At 48.3% G+C, this 24,227-nt stretch carries 17 protein-coding genes and 1 pseudogene; 12 read left to right on the top strand and 6 right to left on the bottom strand.

The window, feature by feature from the left end; all coding sequences use genetic code 11:
• Positions 1 to 96: 96 nt before the first annotated feature.
• The 3 genes from DW205_RS16845 to DW205_RS16835 all read left to right on the top strand — a co-directional run bounded on the left by DW205_RS16845 (position 97) and on the right by DW205_RS16835 (position 3,824).
• On the top strand, positions 97 to 1,773 hold the full coding sequence (locus tag DW205_RS16845) for a putative transporter (RefSeq protein WP_008778112.1): 1,677 nt from the start codon (positions 97 to 99) through the stop codon (positions 1,771 to 1,773).
• A 243-nt stretch (positions 1,774 to 2,016) separates the two neighbouring features.
• The gene (locus tag DW205_RS16840; RefSeq protein ID WP_034530414.1) at positions 2,017 to 2,868 is read left to right on the top strand and encodes an ROK family protein; all 852 of its coding nucleotides are present in this window, start codon (positions 2,017 to 2,019) and stop codon (positions 2,866 to 2,868) included.
• A gap of 44 nt (positions 2,869 to 2,912) precedes the next feature.
• Entirely contained in the window at positions 2,913 to 3,824 is a 912-nt protein-coding gene (locus tag DW205_RS16835; protein WP_005866187.1) for a ThuA domain-containing protein, read from the top strand.
• A 97-nt stretch (positions 3,825 to 3,921) separates the two neighbouring features.
• On the opposite strand, the gene DW205_RS16830 is transcribed toward DW205_RS16835, so the two are convergent.
• Both DW205_RS16830 and recJ read right to left on the bottom strand, forming a co-directional pair.
• Positions 3,922 to 5,838 carry an ATP-dependent DNA helicase RecQ gene (locus DW205_RS16830; RefSeq protein WP_008778114.1) on the bottom strand — a complete coding sequence of 639 codons (1,917 nt, stop codon included), beginning with the start codon at positions 5,836 to 5,838 and terminating at the stop codon, positions 3,922 to 3,924.
• 9 nt (positions 5,839 to 5,847) lie between these two features.
• Positions 5,848 to 7,572 (bottom strand): single-stranded-DNA-specific exonuclease RecJ, encoded by a 1,725-nt coding sequence (gene recJ / locus DW205_RS16825; RefSeq protein WP_005866190.1) that lies wholly within the window; start codon positions 7,570 to 7,572, stop codon positions 5,848 to 5,850.
• A gap of 223 nt (positions 7,573 to 7,795) precedes the next feature.
• On the opposite strand from recJ, the gene DW205_RS16820 reads away from it, so the two are divergent.
• Genes DW205_RS16820 through DW205_RS16800 form a run of 5 tightly spaced genes read left to right on the top strand, consistent with a single transcriptional unit; the run spans position 7,796 to position 12,924 of the window.
• On the top strand, positions 7,796 to 8,356 hold the full coding sequence (locus tag DW205_RS16820) for an L-threonylcarbamoyladenylate synthase (protein WP_008774182.1): 561 nt from the start codon (positions 7,796 to 7,798) through the stop codon (positions 8,354 to 8,356).
• Between the two features lie 2 nt (positions 8,357 to 8,358).
• The gene (locus tag DW205_RS16815; RefSeq protein WP_005866194.1) at positions 8,359 to 9,759 is read left to right on the top strand and encodes a sugar transferase; all 1,401 of its coding nucleotides are present in this window, start codon (positions 8,359 to 8,361) and stop codon (positions 9,757 to 9,759) included.
• 1 nt (position 9,760) lies between these two features.
• A complete protein-coding gene (locus tag DW205_RS16810) occupies positions 9,761 to 11,545 on the top strand; it encodes a chloride channel protein (RefSeq protein WP_005858223.1) in 1,785 nt (594 codons plus the stop codon).
• Positions 11,546 to 11,575: 30 nt separating this feature from the next.
• A complete protein-coding gene (fmt, locus tag DW205_RS16805; RefSeq protein ID WP_005866196.1) occupies positions 11,576 to 12,550 on the top strand; it encodes a methionyl-tRNA formyltransferase in 975 nt (324 codons plus the stop codon).
• Positions 12,550 to 12,924, top strand: a complete 375-nt coding sequence (locus DW205_RS16800; RefSeq protein ID WP_005866200.1) for a YbaN family protein — start codon at positions 12,550 to 12,552, stop codon at positions 12,922 to 12,924. Before fmt ends, DW205_RS16800 begins: the two co-directional genes overlap by 1 nt.
• Positions 12,925 to 12,995: 71 nt before the next feature.
• Here DW205_RS16800 and DW205_RS16795 read toward each other — a convergent pair whose 3' ends face one another.
• Positions 12,996 to 14,462: a catalase gene (locus DW205_RS16795; RefSeq protein ID WP_005866202.1), complete on the bottom strand. Its 1,467-nt coding sequence runs from the start codon at positions 14,460 to 14,462 to the stop codon at positions 12,996 to 12,998.
• 987 nt (positions 14,463 to 15,449) lie between these two features.
• Between DW205_RS16795 and DW205_RS16785 the strand changes: the two genes are divergently transcribed.
• Positions 15,450 to 15,851 (top strand): FKBP-type peptidyl-prolyl cis-trans isomerase, encoded by a 402-nt coding sequence (locus DW205_RS16785; RefSeq protein ID WP_005866204.1) that lies wholly within the window; start codon positions 15,450 to 15,452, stop codon positions 15,849 to 15,851.
• Positions 15,852 to 15,959: 108 nt separating this feature from the next.
• On the opposite strand, the gene DW205_RS16780 is transcribed toward DW205_RS16785, so the two are convergent.
• From DW205_RS16780 to DW205_RS16770, 3 genes are all read right to left on the bottom strand, one after another.
• A complete protein-coding gene (locus DW205_RS16780) occupies positions 15,960 to 19,097 on the bottom strand; it encodes an efflux RND transporter permease subunit (protein ID WP_005866206.1) in 3,138 nt (1,045 codons plus the stop codon).
• Between the two features lie 7 nt (positions 19,098 to 19,104).
• Positions 19,105 to 20,220 carry an efflux RND transporter periplasmic adaptor subunit gene (locus tag DW205_RS16775; protein ID WP_005866208.1) on the bottom strand — a complete coding sequence of 372 codons (1,116 nt, stop codon included), beginning with the start codon at positions 20,218 to 20,220 and terminating at the stop codon, positions 19,105 to 19,107.
• 69 nt (positions 20,221 to 20,289) lie between these two features.
• Positions 20,290 to 21,696, bottom strand: a complete 1,407-nt coding sequence (locus DW205_RS16770; RefSeq protein WP_005866210.1) for an efflux transporter outer membrane subunit — start codon at positions 21,694 to 21,696, stop codon at positions 20,290 to 20,292.
• Positions 21,697 to 21,791: 95 nt separating this feature from the next.
• Here DW205_RS16770 and rhuM point away from each other — a divergent pair.
• The 3 genes and pseudogenes from rhuM to DW205_RS16750 all read left to right on the top strand — a co-directional run bounded on the left by rhuM (position 21,792) and on the right by DW205_RS16750 (position 24,092).
• Positions 21,792 to 22,665 (top strand): annotated as a pseudogene (rhuM, locus tag DW205_RS16765) (RhuM family protein).
• Positions 22,666 to 22,694: 29 nt separating this feature from the next.
• Positions 22,695 to 23,174, top strand: coding sequence for a DUF456 domain-containing protein (locus tag DW205_RS16755; protein ID WP_005866214.1), 480 nt, complete (start codon positions 22,695 to 22,697; stop codon positions 23,172 to 23,174).
• 24 nt (positions 23,175 to 23,198) lie between these two features.
• The gene (locus tag DW205_RS16750; protein ID WP_005866216.1) at positions 23,199 to 24,092 is read left to right on the top strand and encodes a D-isomer specific 2-hydroxyacid dehydrogenase family protein; all 894 of its coding nucleotides are present in this window, start codon (positions 23,199 to 23,201) and stop codon (positions 24,090 to 24,092) included.
• Positions 24,093 to 24,227 lie beyond the last annotated feature (135 nt).

Here is a 24,227-nt window from a genome sequence, read left to right as displayed (position 1 = left end):
TAAAAGGTAAATATAGGTGTTATGTTGTAAAACACAAAGTAAATGCCTAACTTCGCGTCTTTATTAATAGGTAATAAGATTTTTAAAGATTTTAGCATGGATTGGATAAACGATTTATTATGGGGAGAAGGTATCGGGCATTCTATCCTTTTACTATCTTTCGTGATTGCCGCCGGCATTCAGTTGGGAAAGATAAAGGTGTTTGGGATTTCGCTTGGGATTACCTTGGTGTTGTTTGTAGGTATTATTTTAGGGCATTTTGGGTTTACGGTTAACCACAATGTGATTCATTTCTTTAAGGAATTTGGATTGATCTTATTTGTTTATTCGGTAGGTATGCAAGTCGGGCCGGGTTTCTTCTCGTCTTTTAGGCAGGGGGGAATCACGTTGAATATGCTAGCCTGTGGAATTGTCTTCCTTGGCGTGGCTACGGCTTTGGTATTGCATTTCGTGACAGGTATTCCGATGCCTACGATGGTGGGTATTTTATCGGGGGCGGTGACGAATACCCCCGGATTAGGTGCGGCTCAGCAGGCTTATTCCGATATGTACGGGGTTTCTGATAATACGATCGCCTTGGGTTACGCCGTGGCTTATCCGCTGGGCGTGATCGGTATTATTCTTTCGATCATTTTCGTACGTTACGTATTCCGTGTGAATTTCGATAAGGAGAATGACGATTTGAATAAGGAGGATGCCTCGCATACGAATGAGGCGAAACCGATCTCGCTGGTCGTAAAGAACCCTGCGGTTTTCGGTAAGACGGTAGGGGAGTTATCCGGTTTGATGGATCATCTGGATTTCGTGATTTCCCGTGTATGGCGTAATGATAACAAGCAGATCGAGATCGCTTCCGCCGGTACGATCTTGAATGAGGATGATAAGATTTTCGTGATCACGACAGATCAAGATGCCGAGTCCGTAAAGACATTCATCGGCGAGGAGATCGATATGGAGCGCAAGCAATGGATTCGTATGGAGAGCCAGTTTATCAACCGCCGTATCTTGATCACGAAACCAGAGTTGAACGGCAAGAAGCTGGGGCAGTTGAAACTGCGTAAATTATATGGCATCAATATCACCCGTATCAACCGTGCGGGCGTGGACTTGGTCGCTACGCCGGGCCTGACGTTGCAAGTGGGTGACCGTGTGAATGTGGTGGGTACCGAAACCGCTGTCTCGAATGTGGAGAAGGTATTGGGTAACTCCATGAAGCGCTTGAACGAGCCGAATTTGATCACGATCTTTATCGGCATTGCCCTCGGTATTGTTTTGGGTAGTATTCCTATTACGTTCCCGGGCATTCCGCAACCGGTTAAGTTAGGTTTGGCGGGAGGTCCGCTGATCGTGGCGATCTTGATTAGCCGTTTTGGTTACCGTTATAAGCTGGTTACCTATACGACCCAGAGCGCTAACTTGATGTTGCGTGAGATCGGTATCACCCTCTTCCTCGCTTGCGTGGGTATCAGCGCCGGCGATGGTTTTGTGGATACGATCGTGAACAACGGCGGATTCGCTTGGATCGGTTACGGTTTCATTATCACGACGGTTCCTTTACTGATCATCGGTTGTGTAGGCCGCTATTTCTATAAGATCAATTATTTCACCTTAATGGGCTTGATCGCCGGTAGTACGACGGATCCGCCCGCTTTGGCTTACTCGAACGCTACGGCTGGAAACGACGCTCCTTCCGTAGGTTACGCAACGGTATACCCATTGACCATGTTTTTGCGGGTGCTTACGGCGCAATTATTGATCTTGTTCTTCGCTTGATGCGGTAGTTATAATGGTGCCGTCTTACACGTATACCGGCATTGCCTCACACGTATATCGACGTAGGCCTATGCGAACGTAGGCGTGAGGCGATGTCGGTATACGTGCTGGATGGAGTTGACGCCGGGGAAAATAAAAAGCATAGATGTATTAAATTTACCAGTTTAAAAGGCAATGTTATTCGTAGCATTGCCTTTTTTGTTAGCTTTGTGGGAGTATAATCTAATTAATATCGTGAAAAGAATGAGTGTAGTCAAGAAAAACGCTTATATCGGAGTGGATTTAGGGGGGACGAATATGCGTGCCGGCCGTATCGCAGGGGATCGATTAGTGGCTCAGGGGAACGCCCCGACTCCCCAGGACGCCGCGGATTGTGGGGAGACATTGGAGGCTTTGATAGAGGTGATCCGTTCCGTGTGGGACGAGGGCGTGGTAGCTATCGGTATCGGTGTGCCGAGCGTGGTGGATCGTGAGAAGGGGATCGTATATAACGTAGTGAATATCCCGCATTGGGAAGAGGTACATTTGAAGGAGATCTTGGAGGCTCGCTTCTCCGTGCCGGTTTATGTGGATAACGACGCGAATTGCTTCGCTTTGGGTGAGCGTATCTTTGGCGACGGAAAGACGGTTGATAACTTCGTGGGCCTCACCTTGGGTACAGGCTTGGGGGGTGGAATTATCCAGAAAGGCAAGCTGCTGGCCGACGCTAATTGTGGCTCGGGAGAGTTTGGCATGATTCCCTACCAAGGACAGATCTTGGAATATTTCTGTAGCGGTTCCTATTTCATGAACGTATGGGGCGTGGATGGGAAGGAGATGTACACCCGTGCGATGCGGAAGGACGAGCAGGCGCTGGAGGCTTATCGGCAGTTGGGCGTACATGTGGCCGCCGCTATCAAGATCGTGGTATTGACGGTAGATCCGGAGATGATCGTCTTCGGAGGCTCGGTGACCTCCGCCCATGAGTTGTTTGAGGAGAGCATGTATGAGGACTTGAAGGATTTCGCTTATCCGAACTCTATCAAGAACTTGAAGATACGTTTCTCTAAGCTGGAGAATCCGGGGCTATTCGGTGCCGCTTCCCTTTGTTATTAAATAAAGACGGATAATTTATAGTTTACTTAAATCTTATTCATACCATGAGACATGTATTTTGTAGGAAGATCGTTTTCCTTTTGGCCGCTTTACTGGTTGTATGTGGCATGTCGGCCCGTAAGCCGATCAAGACGTTATTAATAACGGGGCAGAATAACCATAATTGGCAGGTGAGCCACGTGGTGCTTAAACAGATATTGGAGAACTCGGGACGCTTCTCCGTGGATTTCGCGGTCTCTCCGGAGGCGGGGAAGGATATGTCCGGCTTTGTCTTGGATTTTAGTCCTTACGAGCTGGTGGTGCTGGATTATAATGGGGATGCTTGGCCGGAAGAGACAAACCTTCGTTTCTTGGAATATGTGCAAGGAGGTGGTGGTGTCGTGATCTATCATGCCGCTGATAACGCCTTCGTGAACTGGCCGGAATACAATAAGATTTGTGCCTTGGGCGGTTGGGAGAACCGGGATGAGAAAGCGGGACCCTATGTATATTGGAGCGATGGTAAGTTGATAAAGGATAGCTCGGCGGGCGTGGGTGGCTCTCATGGCAAGCAACATGAGTATGTGCTGAATGCCCGGAACCATGAGCATCCGATCATGAAGGGGCTGCCGAATAAATGGAAACATGCGCAGGATGAGTTATATGATCGTATGCGTGGCCCGGGAAATATAAAGGATTGCTTGTATACCGCTTATTCGGACAAGGAGACCGGAGGCTCCGGCCGTGAGGAGCCGTTGATCTTTACGGTTGATTATGGGAATGCCCGTATATTCCATACGATGCTAGGGCACGCGGGGGAAACGGTAGAGAATTGTCCGGCTATGCAATGCGCCGGCTTCCAGATCACCTTGTTAAGAGGTGCGGAATGGGCCGCTACCGGCAAGGTAACCCAAAAGGTTCCCGCTGATTTCCCGACGGAAAAACAAGTATCTAATCGGAGTAATTATAAGCGGTGATACTTGGTTTATTAGAATGCCCATTGTAAGCTCCTTATGATGGGCATTCTAGCAAGCTAACAATGGGAATTCTAAGGAGCTTACGATGGGCATCGTGCTATTTTGCTGAATCCTCGTGCGATAGATAGCCGTCGCTTAATGTGAATCGGGGATCTTGATCCGCCAGAAAGCGGATGGCCGTGAGGCTTTTCTCTTGAGGGAAAGGTAATTTCTCAATAAGTTCTTTCACGGGGATAGGGGATTCCCCGGCCAATACCTTTACGAGACTTTCCCGGATAGCGCTGAATTCCCAATTCATAAGCTGTGATTCATGCTTCGATAGGCATATGTCGCAACAGCCACAAGGGGCGGAATCTTCCTCGCCGAAATAGGATAGGAGCATGCGGCTACGGCATACCCGTTCCTCGTTGATATATTCCAGCACCTTCTCGATCCGTTTCCCGAAACGCTCCTTCCGTTCCTCATACGCTGAGCGGGGTATGGAAAGATACCGCTGTTCCTCCCGGGTCTGGGTATAGATAATCAACGGGGTTTTCTTATGCGGGATGTAGTTTACGATCCGGTATCTGGATAAACCTACCAAGGTCTCATACACCTCGTGAGGCGTCACTCTCGCACGGGTAGCGATTACGCTCTCATCTATATAAACATAATCCGCGAATAACCCGGTGTAAGAACGCAAGATCGTCTGAATCACCTCATCCGTTCGCTTGTTCTCACTTAAATACCTGTAAAGCTCGTCACGGGTAGCCGTGAACATCAGGCGAGAAGCGTTGTCCACCTCCTCCGTATACTCGATATAGCCCGATAACCCAAGGATCTTCAAGGCATGATGTGCTTGCAATAAAGAGAACTTATAAGCGGAACAAAAATCCGTTAACGAGAAATCGTGTACCGTATCTAGCCCGTACCCTACGGCGATCTGGTAATAATTACCCAACGCTTCATAGACCCGGTAGATAAACTCCTTGTCCGGAAACTCATCCGCCAGCCGTTTCTTTAGCTTGGCGCTATCCGTGGAGGAACAAAGAGCCACGGCGAAGGCTTTCTTCTCATCACGCCCCCCGCGTCCGGCCTCTTGATAATATTCCTCCAACGATCCCGGCATATCCATATGCACGACCAATCGCACGTCCGGCTTATCGATGCCCATACCAAAAGCGTTGGTCGATACGATTACCCGGCACTCGTTGTTTTTCCAACGGGCCTGACGCAGTTCTTTCTCGTCACGGTTTAACCCGGCATGGAAGAAATCGGCGGAGATACCCGCCTGTTGCAGCATGACGGCGATCTCCTTGGTGCGTTTCCGATTGCGGACATATACGATGGCCGTACCCGGAACTTTTCCTAATATATAAACGAGTGTATTTAACTTATCTTCCGTCTTCCGGACAATATAAGCCAGATTTTTGCGGGCGAAGCTCTTTTGAAATACGTTCTTCTCCTTGAACCGCAGACGCTCTTGTATGTCATTCACCACTTCCGGGGTAGCCGTGGCGGTCAAGGCCAATACCGGAACACCCGGCAATAAGTCCCGGATCTCAGCGATATTGAGGTAAGAAGGACGGAAATCATATCCCCATTGCGAGATACAGTGACTCTCGTCGATCACTAGCAAACAAACTTGCATGGCCTCCATCTTGATCCGGAAAATATCCGTACTAAGCCGCTCCGGGGAGACATACAAAAACTTATACCCTCCGAAGATGCAATTCTCCAGTTGCGTGATAATCTCTTGCCGGCTCATGCCCGAATAAATAGCCGTAGCCTTGATGCCGACCCGGCGTAAGTTCTCCACTTGGTCTTTCATCAAGGCGATCAAGGGAGTGACGACGATGCAAATCCCTTCCATCGCCAAGGCCGGCACCTGAAAGGTGATGGATTTACCACCACCTGTAGGCATCAGCCCAAGCGTATCTTTTCCGGCACAGACGGAATGGATAATATCCTCCTGCAAGGGGCGAAAAGCAGGGTATCCCCAATACTTCTCTAATATCTTATGGTAGACGTCCACCTGTCCTCCTCATATATCGTCGGGTTTGATGTCTTTGATCATCAGCTGGATAGAGGTGTTGCCGTTGTAGGTGTTCTCCTCCACCGTGTAGCAGATGTTGAAAGGCTTCATACCCTTGATATGGTCGTTGTGCCTGTGCATGCCGAAAGCGATGGCGTGCATGGGGGTGCTTGAGTTTCCGTCGATCAATTCCAGCTTGAGATGCTCCAGTTCCTTACCCACGAGCTTACTGGTGCCGTAGTCCTTTACGCCAAGCGAGCAGAATACAGGCTTCTGGTTGTCCGGTCCGAACGGGCTCATCTTCTTTAGGTCGTTCACGAACTTCTGGTTGATCTCTTTCAAATCCAAGATAGCGTCGATATCGATCTGTGGGATCATCTGTTCCGGTATGATCTCCTCGGATGCGATCTTCAAGAAACGCTCGGTGAATGCCTCTAGGTTCTCCTCCCGAAGGGAAAGCCCGGCGGCGTAGGTATGTCCCCCGAAATTCTCCAATAAATCCCGGCAACTCTCTATCGCCTTGTAAATATCGAAACCCGTTACGGAACGTGCCGATCCGGTGATCAACTCGGACGATTTGGTAAGAACGACCGCCGGACGGTAATACTTCTCGGTCAAACGGGACGCTACGATACCGATCACGCCTTTGTGCCATCCCGGGTTATACACCACGATCGCCTTCCGGTCATCCATGTTCTCTACTTCGTCGATGACAGCGTTCGCCTCGTCGGTGATCTTCTTGTCCAATTCCCGGCGTTCCTCATTATATTGGTTGATGCTCTCGCTCTTCTCCCGGGCACTGGCGCTATCTTTGGACAGTAGCAGTTCCACCGCCTCCTTCCCGTTCATCATACGGCCGGAAGCGTTGATACGGGGACCGATCTTGAATACGATATCACTGATCGTGATCTCCTTTCCGGTCAATCCGCAGATATCGATGATCCCTTTCAGCCCGAGGCTGGGGTTGCTGTTCAATTGCTTCAGCCCGTAATAGGCGAGGATGCGGTTCTCTCCCGTAATCGGGACGATATCCGAGGCGATACTGACCGCCGTCAGTTCCAACAACTTCTCCAGATCCGAGAACGGGAAATTATTGCTCTTGGCGAACGCCTGCATGAATTTGAATCCCACTCCGCAACCCGATAAATGCTCATACGGATAGATAGAATCCGAGCGCTTGGCATCCAATACGGCGACAGCGTCCGGCAAAGTGGCGTCCGGCATATGGTGGTCGCAAATAATAAAGTCGATGCCTTTCTCCTTGGCGTACTCGATCTTCTCGATCGCTTTGATACCGCAATCCAGCGAGATAACCAGCGACACGCCGTTCTCGGCGGCATAATCGATACCCTTGTAAGAGATACCGTACCCCTCGTCGTATCGATCTGGGATATAGAAATCCAAGGTAGACGAGTAAGGTCTTAAATACTTGAAGACGAGCGATACCGCTGTCGTTCCATCCACGTCGTAATCGCCGTAGATCAAAATCTTTTCTTTATTCCCCAAGGCTTTGTTCAAGCGCCTCACCGCCTTATCCATATCCGGCATAAGGAACGGGTCGTGCAAATCGTTCAAGCTGGGTTTAAAGAATTTCTTCGCCTCTTCGATCGAAGTGATACCTCGTTGAACGAGCAAGAGACAGATCACCGGGCTGAATCCTAATTCAGCCACCAATTGGTCTCTCTTATGTAACTCTTCTTCTGATGGGGTTTGAAAGTTCCATTTGTTAATCATTATATATTGTTTTTTTCTTTTTTGCTTGCCTGATACTACGGATACCTTGTCATCCTTAATCTACCGTATGACAAAGGCGAGATTTCCGCAATATATTTCAACCTGTAAAGTTAGAAATTAAATATGGTATATCCGGTATGGCTTAAAGAAAATAGTTTTTTTGTTATTATTTTTTTGAAGTAGGAGAATGATTCGTACATTTGCCTAAATATTATAAAATACAATGACGGAAGATATTAAAAAAGCTTGCGAAGTAATGGCCGCAGGCGGCATAATACTTTATCCTACAGACACTATCTGGGGAATTGGTTGCGACGCTACCAATGAAAAAGCCGTACAAAGAGTGTACGAGCTAAAGCGAAGGGCAGACAATAAGGCTATGTTGGTCTTGATGGACAGCGAGGCTAAATTGGATAGGTACGTGTCGGATGTTCCCGATATCGCTTGGGATTTGATTAGCGTGTCTGATAAGCCGTTGACCATCATTTACTCAAGTGCCAAGAACTTGGCGACAAATCTATTGGGAGCCGATGGTAGCGTGGGTATCCGCATCACGAACGAGGAGTTCTCCAAGAAATTGTGCGAGCGCTTCCGCAAACCTTTGGTCTCTACTTCCGCCAACGTAAGCGGCGAGCCTTCTCCCGCTAATTTCAGCGAGGTATCGGAGGTGATCAAGGAGGGTGTGGATTATATCGTGAGTTATCGTCAGGACGATATGAGCAAGGCCGCTCCGTCCGGCATTATCAAGCTAGGAGCCGGTGGGCTTGTGCAGGTAATTAGATAAGGATGAAGAAAAGCGTACAAGCCGGAAAATATATTGTCTCGGATTTTATAGCGTCGTCGGTAGTCTGGTTATTATTTAATCTGATACGTTATGAGGAGGTGGCGGTGTATGAAGGGTTTGATACCGTCGGGGCCTTTTTGCTGCATATCCCCTCGTTGAAGGGGCAGCTATTGATCCCGTTTTTCTGGTTCGTATTATATTGGTTTTCCGGTTATTATAATAAACCGTTCGGTAAGTCGAGGCTTACTGAGTTGTTCTCTACCCTTGGGAGCGTGTCGATCGGTGTCGTGATCTTGTTTTTTGCCTTAGTGCTGAATGACTTGCCCCGTTCCTATCATGTGTATTATGATATGTTTTTCTCTTTATGGGGATTACAGTTTGTCTTGACGTATATTCCCCGGTTATTGATTACGCAGGCCGGGTTACGGAAGATAAAGTGCAGGGAATGGGCGTTGAACGTATTGATGATTGGGGCGGGGAAGAAGGCGGCGTGTATTGCCGACGACCTGTATGGGTTGGGTTATAATATCGTCGGTTTTGTCTCCGATGGTACGGAGAAAAAGGGCGGGGTCGCCGGAGATCGTGTGATCGGTAGGCTGGAATCTTTGCCGGTGATCGTAGAGGAGAAAAAGGTGGATGAGCTGGTTGTCGCCTTGGAGACAGTGGATAATAGCCGTTTGATGGATATTCTGTATTCGTTATATTGCTATAAACGGCCGATCAAGATATTGGCGGATAAATCCAGTTCATTATCGCAAGTAAAGATCAAGGCGATAAAGGGCGTTCCGCTGGTGGACGTGACGGATAACAACTTCTTGCCCATCGAGCAGAATGTAAAGCTCTTTATGGATAAGATGTTATCTCTGATTTTCTTGGTGCTCTTATCTCCCTTGTTCCTGTATATCGCTTGGCGGGTGAAGCGGGATTCCCCCGGCCCGGTGTTTTTCAGTCAGGAACGGATCGGATACATGGGCGAGCCTTTCATGATCTATAAGTTTCGTACGATGTATACGAACGCCGAGGAAGAAGGTCCGTTGCTCTCTTCCGAGGACGATTCCCGTATCACTCCCTTCGGACGGGTGATGCGGAAATACCGCTTGGACGAGTTACCGCAGTTTTGGAACGTGCTGAAAGGGGATATGTCGCTAGTTGGCCCCCGTCCGGAACGTAAATATTTCATCGAGCGGATCGTGAGGAAAGCCCCCTTCTACTATCTGCTGCATAATGTACGTCCGGGAATCACCTCGTTGGGTATGGTGAAATATGGATATGCCGGCAGCGTGGATGAGATGATCGAGCGCTTGGAATATGATATATTATACTATGAGAATATGTCCTTGATTCTGGACATAACGATTCTCATTTATACAGTTAAAACAGTGTTTACAGGTAAAGGTATTTAAAATGGCTAACGAAGGGTTATTCTATAAATTGTTGTTATGGCGGGAAAAGCGCATCAAGGAGAAGCATTTTATCCTTATTATCAGCTTTATCGTGGGAATTTGCACAGCTGCGGCCGCTATCATATTGAAACAATTGATCCATTTCATACAACATGTATTGACGGGTAATTTCAGTGCTGACGGCGTGAACTATCTCTATTTGCTTTATCCGGTGATCGGTATCTTGTTGGCCGGCTTGTTCGTGAAATATATCGTGCGTGACGATATCGGCCATGGGGTGACGAAGATCTTGTATGCCATCTCGCAACGAAAGAGCCGTATCAAGCCGCATAATACATGGACGTCTATCGTAGCCAGTTCCGTGACGATCGGCTTTGGTGGATCGGTCGGGGCGGAGGCTCCTATCGTATTGACAGGGGCGGCTATCGGTTCTAATCTGGGACGGGTGTTCAGGATGGAGCAGAAGACGTTGATGTTGCTCGTGGGATGTGGTGCCGCCGGAGCGATCGCCGGTATTTTCAAGGCGCCTATCGCCGGGTTGGTGTTCGTGATCGAGGTATTGATGCTGGACCTTACGATGACTTCCGTGCTTCCTTTGCTGATCTCGTCGGTGACGGCGGCTACGATGTCTTATATCTTTACCGGTACCGAGGCGATGTTTAAGTTCTCTCAGACCGAGGCATTCGAGATCGAGCGTATTCCTTACGTGCTCTTGCTGGGTGTTTTTTGCGGATTGGTATCCCTTTATTTTACCCGTGTGATGAACAAGGTGGAAGGGATGTACCGGAAGTTGGGTACGTATTGGAAGAAGTTCATGTTGGGCGGCGTGATGCTGAGTATCTTGATATTCTTGTTCCCCCCGCTATATGGTGAGGGCTATGATACGATCGGCTCGTTGCTGAACGGGCAGTTCTCGCATATCATGGACAAGAGTTTGTTTTACGATCTGAACGATACGTATTTCGGGGTCTTGATCTTCTTGACCTTGATCTTGCTTACGAAGGTATTCGCTTCCAGCGCCACGAATGCCGGAGGGGGTTGCGGTGGTATCTTCGCTCCTAGTTTGTATCTGGGCTGTATCGCCGGTTTTATCTTTGCGCATACGTCTAATTATTTCCCGTTCACGATGTATATCTCAGAGAAGAATTTCGCTTTGCTGGGTATGGCGGGCATTATGTCCGGGGTGATGCACGCTCCTTTGACCGGGGTTTTCTTGATTGCCGAGCTGACGGGTGGGTATGATTTGTTCCTCCCCTTGATGATCGTCTCGATCAGTTCCTATATCACGATCCTTATGTTCGAGCCTCATAGCATCTACTCCATGCGTTTGGCGCAGAAAGGCGAGTTGCTGACGCACCATAAGGATAGGGCGGTGCTTACCTTGCTACGGGCGGATAGCGTGATCGAGAAAGATTTCCAGATGGTGTCTCCGGAGATGACGTTGGGCGATATGGTAAAGGTCATTTCCCGAAGCGGACGTAACACCTTTCCTGTCGTGGACGAGCGGGGCGTGTTGCTGGGTATCGTCTTGCTGGATAATATCCGGAATATCATGTTCCGTCCGGAGTTGTATAATCGTTTCCATGTATCGAAGTTCATGGTTTCCGCCCCGGCCAAGATCGTAATCAACACACCGATGGATCAGATCATGCAGACGTTTGATGATACGAAAGCGTGGAATCTTCCGGTGGTCGATGAGAATGGCCATTATATCGGCTTTATGTCGAAATCGAAGATATTTAATTCCTATCGGGAGGTATTGGTCGATAACTTTTCCGGGGACTAACTTGTTAAAAACAGATCCAATTTATTGTATATGAAGAAAGAGGATTTACGAATCGTATATATGGGCACTCCCGATTTCGCCGTGGAGAGCCTGCGTGCCTTGGTAGAAGGTGGATATAATGTGGTAGGTGTCATTACGATGCCGGATAAGCCAATGGGGCGTCATGGTAGCGTGCTTCAGCCGAGCGCTGTGAAGCAATATGCCGTATCGGTGGGTCTTCCGGTCTTGCAGCCAGAGAAATTGAAGGACGAGGCATTTTTAGAGGAACTGCGTGCCTTGCGGGCGGATTTGCAGATCGTGGTGGCGTTTCGTATGCTGCCGGAGGTGGTCTGGAATATGCCCCGTCTGGGAACTTTTAATCTGCATGCCTCCTTGCTTCCGCAATACCGGGGCGCCGCTCCGATCAACTGGGCGGTTATCAATGGTGATACGGAGACCGGCGTGACTACTTTCTTTCTTACGCATGAGATTGATACGGGTAAGATCATCCGTCAGAAACATCTGCCGATCGCTGATACCGACGATGTAGAAACCGTTCACGATGCCTTGATGGCGATGGGGGCGGGGTTGGTTACCGAGACCGTGGACTTACTGTTGGATGGAAAAACAGACGCTATCCCTCAAGAGGAGTTCTATAAGGATGCCGCCGAGTTGCGTCCGGCCCCGAAGATCTTCAAAGATACCTGTCATATCGACTGGAACCAACCGGTGAAGAAGATCTATGATTTCGTCCGTGGGCTTTCTCCTTATCCTGCCGCTTGGACGGAATTGATCTCAGCGGATGGCAAACGTATGGTCTTGAAGGTTTACCAGACGGAGAAGCGTCCGGCAACGCATAACTTCCCGGTAGGTTCTATCCATACAGATCATAAATCGTATATCGATGTGGCCGTGAAGGATGGTTTCCTTCGATTGCATTCCTTGCAACTTGCCGGAAAGAAACGGATGAATATAACGGACTTCTTGAACGGTTTCAAGCAAATCGCAGAATATACGGTTGGCTGATGAACGGGACGAGACGTATCATATACATTACGTTAGGAACGTTTTTTCTTATATTGGGAGCGATCGGCATCTTTGTCCCTTTGCTCCCGACCACTCCTTTTTGGTTACTGACTTGTTGGTTTTATGTCCGTAGCTCGGAGAGACTTTATAACCGGGTGATGAGCAATCGTTATTTCGGGCCGCATATTAAGGGCTTTGTGGAAGATAAGGCTATTCCTTTGCGTTCCAAGATTATCACGATCGCTATCATGTGGCTATCTACGATCATTACTTCCCTTTTGCTAGTCGGCTATTGGTGGGTGAAAGCTTTGTTAGGGCTTATCAGTATCGGAGTCTCATGGCATATCCTCTCTTATCCTACTAAAAAAGAATGAGATAACCTGTTCATCCATAGGATTACTGGGGTTATCCCTCTTTTATCGCTTTCTATCGTAGCCTTACTACTTTATCGGTCTTCTTTCAAGGCCTCTTCCAAGCTGATTCCTAGAGCTTCAGCTACTCCCTTACCGTAAGCAGGGTCTGCCTTGTAGCAATTGCGTACGTGGCGTTGCTTGATGAACAGTTGGGCGTTACCCATCGCACGGGCGGTATTTCCGAATAACAACTGTTGCTCTTCCGGCGGCATCAAACGGAATAAGGCACCCGGTTGGCTGTAATAATCATCATCATACTCACGCTCGTTGTAATTATAAACATCCCCGTGTACTTTCAAAGGCGGTTCCTTCTTCTCGGGAGAGTCTTTCCATTCGCCGAAGCTGTTAGGTTCGTAACCCTTTGCGGCTCCATAGTTTCCGTCTACACGCATCGCTCCGTCACGGTGATAGGCATGGAACGGACAGCGGGGCTTGTTCACCGGGATCTGCTCTAGGTTCACGCCAAGGCGGTAACGCTGGGCGTCGCCATAAGAGAATAGACGACCTTGTAACATCTTGTCTGGGGAGAAGCCGATACCTTCGACAGTATTCATCGGGTTGAATGCGGCTTGCTCCACGTCTTGGAAATAATTCTCCGGATTACGGTTCAACTCGAGGATACCGACATCCATTAACGGGAAGTCCTTATGCGGCCATACTTTCGTGAGGTCGAACGGGTTGATCGGATAGGTCTCGGCCTGCTCCTCAGTCATCAATTGGATCTGGAATTTCCATTTCGGGAAGTCCCCACGCTCGATACTCTCGAACAAATCACGCTGATGGGATTCACGATCCTTGGCGATGATCGCAGCCGCTTCCTCGTCACTCAAGTTCTTGATACCTTGCAGGGTTCTGAGATGGAACTTCACCCAGATACGTTCGTTCTTATTGTTGATAAAACTGTACGTATGGCTACCGAAACCATGCATATGTCGATAAGAGTAAGGAATGCCGCGAGAACTCATCGTAATCGTTACTTGATGCAGGGCCTCGGGAAGCAAAGTCCAGAAATCCCAGTTGTTATCCTCGCTTCGTAGATTCGTTTTCGGGTCACGTTTGACCGCATGATTCAAGTCCGGGAACTTTAGGGGATCACGCAAGAAGAATACGGGGGTGTTGTTGCCTACCAAGTCCCAGTTACCCTCCTCTGTGTAGAATTTCATGGCGAATCCACGGATATCACGCTCTGCGTCGGCTGCTCCACGCTCTCCGGCTACGGTGGAGAAACGGACAAAGCAGTCAGTTTTCTTGCCTATCTCGCTGAAAATAGCCGCTTTCGTATACTTTGTGATATCATGTGTAACGGTAAAGGTACCGAATGCGCCGGAACCTTTGGCGTGCATGCGTCTTTCTGGGATCACTTCACGGTCGAAGTGCGCTAGCTTCTCAATGAACCAAGGGTCTTGTAATACCATCGGGCCACGTGGCCCCACTGTTTGTACGTTCTGATTGTCCGCAACAGGGCGTCCGTTGGCGGCAGTTAGTTTTTTGTCTTCCATAACTTTAGTTTTTATGTCGCAATAAAGAATTTTAGATAAAGTAATCTTTAAATAAAACTGTTTAGAAACAACAATTGTTTTTAACTTCTTGACAAAAATAAGATGTTGTTAGACAGTTGTCAAATAGTTAATATCTATAAATATATAGACGGGTAGTAGAAACTCAGTGGGGATAGGCGCATGAGTTATAAAAGTATCTTAGTTTCATCGCCCCATACACCTAAGATACTTCGCCAATGAACTTAGGATACTTTCTCTATGAAACTAAGATACCTTGTTTAAAAGGTATGGATACAAAAAAGCGGTTGTCTGGCAAGATGCCAAGCAACCGCGGTATGGTTTGAAAAAATCAAATGTTCACCTTCCCGGTAAAATGGGGTGTTACTTATTTATTGTAACCCCATTTTGTTAACTCCGACTGACCGATAGCAGCGAGTGATCTCAAGCAGCTATCCAAAAAATGTCTAATAAAACTTTTCATAGCTCATTTTCTTTTTAATTAATAAATCTGTGCCTTTCGACACGTTCTAAATCTCACATAACTTTTGAAGTCCGAGTAACGAATGAATTGAAAACCTAAACCTTTAACCTTTTAACCTATTACTAACCTAATCCCGGACTTCTGATAACCTTAACCTAAACCTTCCTCTTTTTCATCGTGAGGTTTACCACATGCGGTAAACCCAAATTGTCCAAGGTTGAAACCCTAGCAAATCGATGTAACGTTTAAACAATCTCTTTACCATATTTGCTTTACAATTATGTTTTACGACACAAATATACGGCGTTATTCCATACGTGGTATGTTTTATAGCATGTTTTTTGCGGATTCCTATGTTTTCTTGATCTATGATAAAAAAAGCGGGAATCAGATTCATATAATGATAGTATTTGAACGTTTGGCATGTCTATTGTGTTACCATGCCATTGCGTTTCTATTTCTATTTGCTACATTTGCGGAGCTAAATGTAAGATAATGTAATATATATGAGTAGAAAAGAGGAGTACAAAGAGAAGAATCTATTGTATTTGGACGAGATCGCTTCGGAAGAGGGAATCCGGACATTACCGTGTGGTATATTATATAAGGTAATACAAGCGGGTACAGGCAAAGTCTCTCCTAATCGGGAAAGCGTCGTTTCCGTACATTATAAAGGAACGTTGATTAACGGAAGGGAATTTGATAACTCATGGAAACGGGGTTGCCCGGAAGCCTTTCGCTTGAACCAAGTGATTGAAGGCTGGCAATTGGCTCTTCAAGAAATGCGGGTAGGGGATAGATGGATAATCTATATCCCTTACAATTTTGGTTATGGTAATCGTGCCTCGGGTCCGATCCCTGCTTTCTCCACATTAATATTTGAGGTAGAGTTGTTGGGAATCGCCTAATTCCAATCATAGAATATATAATAATGTATCCGAAGGGAGTAAAAAAGAATAGCCATGGCTAAACCCATGGCTATTCTCTTTTTGCCTCATTAGAGGATTGGAAACTTTCTATTGTTTAGGCGTAACATCCGTCTTCTTTCCTTTATTCAGCCATTTCTCTTGGATGGTCTGCATCAGTTCATAGAAGTTAGGGATGAACATCGTGGCGAATATCGTATTGATAGCCATACCGAATACTACCGCCGCACCTAAGGATATACGGCTGGCCGCTCCTGCTCCGGTAGCGAAAAGCAAAGGCATGACACCCAATACAAAGGCGAACGAGGTCATCAGGATCGGACGTAAACGAACGTGTCCGGCTTCCAAGGCGGAATCCCGTATCGGATTACCTTCCTTTCGGAAATCCCGGGCGAACTCTACGATCAAGATACCATTCTTGGCGGACAAGGCGATCAATAAGATAATACCGATCTGGGTATATACGCTTACTGGAACCCCCATCACCCAGCAGCCGATAATAGCTCCCAACAAGGCGATCGGCAAACCCATGATAGCCGCCAACGGACTTGTCCAGCTCTCATATTGAGCCGAGAGAACCAAGAAAGCGACTAGCAACGCCATGGCGAAAATAATCACCGTCGTAGATCCTGCTTTCGTCTCTTGATAAGCGACCGAGGTCCATTCATATCCAAAATTATCACCTAATTGCTCCTGTATCAGCTCCTCCATCGCTAGGATCGCTTCTCCGGAGCTATATTTCGGGTTGGCGATACAAGTAATAGCCGCCGATGAATACATATTATATAGGTTGATCTGGTCTAATCCCAATTGCTCGTCTAATTCGATAAAAGAGGAGAAGGGTACCATCTCTCCTTTACTATTCGCCAGACTCAAACGGAGTACATCATCGATCACTTTCTGCGCCTCTCCGTTCGCCTCGATCTTAACTTGGTAAATACGTCCGAACTCCACGAAATCGTTCACGTACGCCGCTCCCATATAATAGCTGAGCGTGGAGAATACTTGATTCAACTGAAGACCGAGCATCTGCACCTTATCCCGGTCTATCTTCAGTAGATACTGCGGGGTATTGGCCTGATACATACAAGAAAGGTTCAGCAATTGCGGTTTCGAGCGGTAGCTGGCCAGCAATGTCTCCACGGCATGCTGCATCTCCGTCGGACCTAGGTTCTTACGATCCTCCAATTGCAGTTGCAAGCCGCCCGAAGCGCCCAACCCCGGGATAGCTGGCGGTACCATACCGAATACCTGCGCTTCTTGGATAGCCGATGCCTCCCGGTTGAAACGGTTGGTCACGGCCTCTGCCGTATGCTCCTTACCTTTACGTTCGTTCCAGTTCTTTAGGATCACGAAGAAGGTGGCCGTATTGGATTGCTCCCCTCCACCCATCACGGAGAATCCGCTAACGCTGATGAATGATTTCACCTCGGGGTACGTCTTTAGGATCTCGTCGATCTGCTTGGTGACCGCCTCCGTCCGGTTCAAGCTCGCCGCCGGGGGTAATTGGGATACGACTAGGAAATAGCCGTCATCCTCTTCGGGTATAAAGGTTGTCGGCCAGCGCATAAACAAGATAACCGCTACCGCCGTGATGATACCGTAAACGATCATCGCCGCTCCCGGTCGTTTCAGCATCCGCTCCACGATCGAGTCGTACATCTTCTGAGTCTTTCCGTATACCTTATTGAATCCTTTGAAGAGGAAGAATTTTGGTTCTTCCGTATTCTTCTCCAAGAAAAGGGCGCAAAGCGAGGGCGTAAGCGTAAGCGAGTTAAATCCGCTTAATACGGTAGCGGCGGCGATTGTCAAGGCGAATTGCTTATAGAGCTGCCCGGAGATACCGCTGATAAACGTTGTCGGGATAAATACCGCCAATAATACCAATACCACGCCCACGATAGGCCCTACGATCTCATCCATGGCCTTCGATACCGCCTCGTGGGCCGTATATTTTCCGGTATCGAGGAGCCGGGTGGAGTTCTCTACCACCACGATGGCGTCGTCTACCACCACCGCTATCGCCAGAATCAAGCCGAATAAGGTCAACGTATTAATGGAGAAGCCTAAAGCCGCCATGACCGCCAGCGTACCGATCAATGAGACCGGAATCGTAATGAACGGGATGACTACCGCCCGGAAATTCTGTAAGAATAAGAAGATAACCAAGACCACCAGCAAGGTTGTCTCCAAGAACGTGATAAGCACCTCATGGATGGAGGCGTCGATCACCTCGGTCGTATCCAAGGTCACTTTGTATTCCACGCCTTCGGGTAAGGAACTGCCTAATTCTTTCATCTTGGCCTTTACCACCTTCGATACATCCAATGAGTTGGAACCCGGCAACTGGTAGATCGCTATCGCAGCAGTCGGCTGTCCGCTTAATTTAGAGACCACGTTGTAAGAGGAGCTACCCAACTCTATGCGGGCGATATCCTTCAATCGCAGGATCTTGCCACCTTGCCCGGTCTTAAGGACAATATTGCCGAACTCATCCGGTGTCGTCAACCGTCCTTTCACGGTCAAGGTATATTGATAGGGGTTATCCGCCCGTAGAATCGGTTGGCCTACGTAACCGGCGGATACTTGGGCGTTTTGCGTGGATATGGCTTGATAGACCATGTCCGGCGTCAAGTTACGGATACGCATCGCCTCCGGGTCTAGCCAGATACGCATGCTATAGTTTCCGGCTCCCATTACCTGTACCGAGCCTACACCCGGCAGGCGGGTTAGCTGGTCTATCATATTTAAGGTGGCGTAATTACTTAAATACAACCCGTCGTAAATGGAATCCTTGGAACTTAGGGTAAGCATCATCACAATATTGGAGGATTGCTTGCGGGTGGTGATACCTTGTACGATCACGGGTTCCGGCAAGCTACTTTGGGCGATACTCACCCGGTTTTGCACCATGACGGTCGCCATGTCGATATCCGTTCCCACGGCGAAGGTGATTGTCAGGGAGTAAGCCCCCGAACTGGAGGAGTTTGAACTCATGTAAAGCATACCGTCCACGCCGTTTACCTGTTGCTCGATCGGTAAACCTACGGTCTGCGCTACGGTCTGTGCGTCCGCCCCGGGATAAACGGCGGATACCTGTACGGTAGGCGGCGTGATCTCCGGATACTGGGCGATCGGTAATATATTGAGGGTGACCAAACCCGCTACGACGATGATCAGAGCAAGTACCGTGGCGAATATCGGTCTGTTAATAAAGAACTTTACCATAGCTTGCTTATTTTATAGGTTTGATAGTCATGCCATCCCGTACCTTAAGCAGGGCGGAGGTGACATAGGGATCTTTGGGGCCGATACCGGCGGTCACTTGGCGAAGCGTATCGTCTACCAATTGGCCCACCTCGATAGGACGGTATCGTACGACATTGGAGTCGTTCACGATATAAAGGTACTTCCCTAATTGGTCGGTACCGATCGAGGCGTCGCGAACCAAGACCGCATTCGGCTGCTCGGCATACGGCAGGGTGATGGTGACGTATAAGCCGCTCTTCAATACATGCTTCGGGTTATCCAGATTGGCACGTACGTTCAGGGTACCGGTCGATAGGTCGATATTTGGGGATAGATAATCCAGCCGGCCCGTATACGCATTGCCGCCATTCTTGCCTATGCTGACGAGGATCTCGGTCGGAAGTTTCACGGTGCTATCGTTGCGGGCGGCTTCCAGCATCATCTTCATGAACTGGTTATCCTCGATATTGAAATTGGCGAACATCAAGTCGTCCTTGTATAAGGTGGCCAAGGTAACCGGCTGGACGGCTCCGTTGATGTAATTACCTATATCGTAGCTGGCCCGGGTAACCGCACCGTCGAAAGGCGCACGGATATAGCAATAGCTCAAGTTGGTCCGTGCGGTATTCAACTCCGCCTCGGCATTCTTCACGGCAGCCTCAGACTCCGATACGGTAGCCTCCGCTTGGATCACTTGTATCTGGCTTACGGCGCCGCTCTTAGCCGCCTCCTTCATACGCTCGTAGTTACTGCGTGCATATTCCAGCTGGGCTTTGGAGGTCTTTACGGAAGCCTCGGCTTGGGTGACGTTATCTTGATAGGTGTCCGGTTCGATCACGAAGATAAGATCGCCCTTCTTCACCCGGCTTCCGGCCTTGAGGTAAGAGGTACGCAAGTATCCGTTGACACGGGCTACCAAGTCTACTTTCAGTTGTGAACTAAGGTATCCGGGGTATTCTTTCGTCAAGGTAATGTCCCTCACGATCGGCGTGGATACGCTTATGGAGGGCACGGGCGTTTCCATCGGCTTGCTTTTCCCCTTGCAAGACGCCAGTAATAAGGCGGAGGCTCCGATAATCCCTATGTAAACAAATGTCTTCATATCTTTTGTCTTTAATGATTATTTATATTAATTGTTTGAGTGGGCTTTTGTTCGATCGGATCGAACGGCCTACATAGGATTCCATCCTCCGCCCAATGACTGATAAAGCTGTATCAAGTTCAGTAGGGAGCTACCTTGAGCCTGTGTCAATTGGTTCTGGTAGGTGAGGAGGGAGCGTTGCGCGTCCAGTACGTTTTGGAAAGGCGTAAGGCCCTGCTTATAGAGGTCTAGGGAAAGATCCAAGGTCTGTTTTCCTTGGTTTACCACTTCCCGGAGGGCTACGATCTGCTTGATCGAGTTCTTGTACGAACTCATGGCGTTATCCACTTCCTGTACGGAGGTAAGCACGGTCTGGTTGAATTGCCGGATCGACTCGTCCAACTGGGCTTTCGCCAACCGGGTAGCCTGTATCTTCTGGGTGCCTTGGAAGAAGTTCCACGTAAGGGTAGGGGCGATCTCATAGGTCAAGCTATTATGATTCGCCAGCTTGTCGAAGTCGTGGGAGGCGAAACCGACCGAGCCTTTCACGAATACTTTCGGCCACCAATCGGACTTAGAGGCCCCGAGCGAGGCGGCAAGCGCATTGACCTGCCGTTCTGCCGCACGTACATCCGGACGGCGTAGCAACAGGTTTGCCGGTAGCCCTACACCGACCGGCTCGATATATTCCGGCAAGGAAGCGTCTGTCTCCATGATCTTTTGCAGATCGGAAGGGTACAGGCCTAACAGGATCGCCAAGGAGTTTGCGTATTGGATGATACCGGCCTCCAGCATCGGTAGGGAGGCTTTCGTGCTGTAGTATACGGATTGCGCCTGCGCTACGTCCAGTTTAGAGACTAGCCCGGTCTCATACCGTTTCTGGGTGATCTGTACGACCGTCTGTTGGGAGCGGCAGTTCTGTTGCGCTACCTTTACCTCTTGTTGCAGTTCCCTCATATTGATGTAGGAGGAGGCTACTTGAGCGCAAAGGGAGACCATGGCGGCGTTGTATTCCTCTTTCGAGGCGGCGAAATTCTCTTTCTCCGCTTTCACCCGGTTCCGGATACTCCCGAATACGTCCACCTCCCAGTTCATATCTACGGTAGCGCTGGAATATTGGGTGATCGCCTTGGGTACCTGATTGATATTGCCGCTACTTTGTTGCCGTGTCCATCCGGCGGAAAGCCCTAGGGTGGGCGAGTAGCTTCCTTGTGCCGACCGCAGGTTGGCTTTTGCCATGGCGATCCTGTCCATCGCCATTTGCACGGAATAGTTTTGTTTCACGGCTACTTCTATCAGCGAGTCCAGCAACGGGTCCTTAAAATTCCTCCACCAATTATCTTCTACGGGAAGTGTCTGCTGGAAATCACTTCCTTCCTCAGACCATGACCCGGGTAGGGCACGGTCTAAATACGTATGCTCTGTCTGCGCCATTACCCCGATCGGTACCAGCAAGCACAACAAAGCATAACATGTCAGGCGTAAATGTTTGTGCATAAATATATATGTTTAGATTTAGCTTTTAGCAAAACAGTTAAGGGTGGGAAATGTTTGTATCTTTGTCTATTTATATATCCTAAAAACTGAAACGTATGGAAAATGGCAAGATCGTTATTTATCGGACAGCCGATGGTGAGACTTCAATTGACGTGAAATTGGAGAATGATACAGTATGGCTTACGCAAGCGCAGATGGCGGAGCTTTTTCAAAAGGATCAATCGGTAATAGCTCGGCATATCAGAAATGTTTTTAAAGAAGGTGAACTTGAGGAAATGAGTAATATGCAAATTTTGCATAATACTTTTTCCAAGTACAAGCCTACTGGGGTTTATAGTCTTGATGTCATTATCTCAGTCGGCTATCGTGTCAAGTCTAAGCGTGGTACGCAATTCCGTATCTGGGCAAATAAAATCCTAAAAGAATACCTTGTCAAAGGTTACGCTGTCAATAAACAACTGACCCAACAAAAATACGACGAACTGAAGCTGCTTGTACAAGTCCTCGGTCGTACAGTTAAGAGTCAGGAGGTTCTTTCCTCAGATGAAAGCCGTACGTTACTAGATGTGGTTGTAGACTATACCTATGCCTTAGATACACTGGATAAGTATGACTATCAGCAATTGGATATTCATTCGACGACAAATGAGCAACGGTTTAAGGCTACCTATGAAAATGCGATGTTGGCTATCCAAGGATTGAAAAGTAAATTTGGTGGAAGTAATTTATTCGGAAACGAGAAAGACGGTTCTTTCAAAAGCTCTATCGGACAGATTTAAGCGTATAGCCGCAACGCTTTTCTTGTGGTTTCTCGATAATAATGGAATCTTATATAATCCGGATGGGACGAAACGTATCGCTGATAATACATTGGTCGCTTTAACCTTGATGATAGCGGAAAGCCGGACGGAGGAAAAAGATATGATGGTGAAAGTTGTGGTGAATTTGATTAATAAGGAGAATTGGTGAAATAAAGGATTATTGTAAAGAGTGATTGTATGGATATCTTATTGGTTATACTAGGCGTTATCTGTTTGTTGGTGGGATTGGCGGGGTGTTTTTTGCCGATCTTGCCGGGGCCGCCGGTGGCGTATTTGGCTTTGTGGCTGTTGCATTTTACGGGCTATGCGGAATTTACGGTTACGGAGTTGGTCGTGTGGGGATTGCTGGTCGTGTTGGCACAGGCGATGGACTATGTTACGCCCATGCTGGGGACTAAGTATAGCGGAGGGTCCAAGTGGGGAAATTGGGGATGTGCCGTGGGAACCGTGGCCGGTATGTTCGTGTTTCCGCCTTGGGGGATCTTACTGGGTCCTTTCGTGGGGGCTTTCGTGGGGGAACTTTTGGGAGGCAAGGCGTCCGGGGATGCGTTGAAGGCTGGTTTCGGGGCGTTCGCTGGTTTTTTATTGAGTGTCGTGCTGAAGGTTACCCTTTGCGGCTATTTTATTTATAGCTTTGTGAGAGGGATAATTAATTGAAGATGGTAATTAATAAAGTAAGATATGTTTGAGAAAATTGTAGTGGTAGATTCTACCGGGTTGAATACATGGGGAGTGGAGCGTTTGAAGGAGCTTGGAAAAGAGGTTGTTTTTTATACTGGCATTCCGGAAACGGATGAGGAGATTGTGAACCGGATCGGGGACGCAGATTGTGTGCTCGTCTCTTATAATACACAGATCCGGAGGAACGTGATCGAGGCTTGCCCGAATATCAAATACATCGGGATGTGCTGTACCCTCTATAGCGAGTCTAGCGCGAATGTGGATATAGCCGCCGCACGTGAGCGGGGGATAACGGTCTTGGGTATCCGCGACTATGGCGATGAGGGAGTCGTGGAGTATGTCATTAGCGAGCTGGTCCGTTTGTTGCATGGTTTCGGCGGGAAACAGTGGAGACATAAGGCGTATGAGCTGGGCGGGCAAAAAGTAGGCATCGTGGGATTGGGTCGCACCGGGAGAATGATCGCTGACGCTCTTCGTTTCTTGGGGGCGGAGGTTCATTATTTCAGCCGTACCCGTAAGCTGGATGCCGAGGCCGCCGGTATCGCTTACCTGCCTTTGCGGGAGTTGCTGCCGGAGGTGGATATTTTATGTACTTGCTTACCTCGTAATACGATTCTTCTGGGGGCGGGTGAGTTTCGTTTGTTCGGTAATCTGAAGATATTGATCAATACGTCGGTAGGGCCTACTTTCCGTGTCCCGGATTTACAACGTTGGCTTAGCGCCCATAAGCGGAATTTCTTCTTATGCGATGAGGTAGGTATTGGGAATTATGCGGATACCTTGACGCAATTCGATAATGTCATATATACCCCGAAAGTCTCCGGCCACTCGGAGCAATGTATGGAGCGATTGTCGCAAAAGGTAATAGCGAATATCGAAAGCTATCAGAATTGATATATCCAGTTGTAGAGACGGGGCACGCCCCGTCTCACCACCGTCTGATAGTAATTTAGAATACCATTTTGCCGGGATGAGACGGGGCACGCCCTGTCTCTACAACTGGGGATAGTATTGATAGGGGATAAGCCC

The sequence above is a fragment of the Parabacteroides sp. AM17-47 genome, assembly GCF_003434625.1.
Lineage (GTDB): Bacteria > Bacteroidota > Bacteroidia > Bacteroidales > Tannerellaceae > Parabacteroides > Parabacteroides distasonis.
The sequence above is the reverse complement of the archived record's forward strand: the minus strand, read 5'-3'. Positions and strand labels throughout refer to the sequence as shown.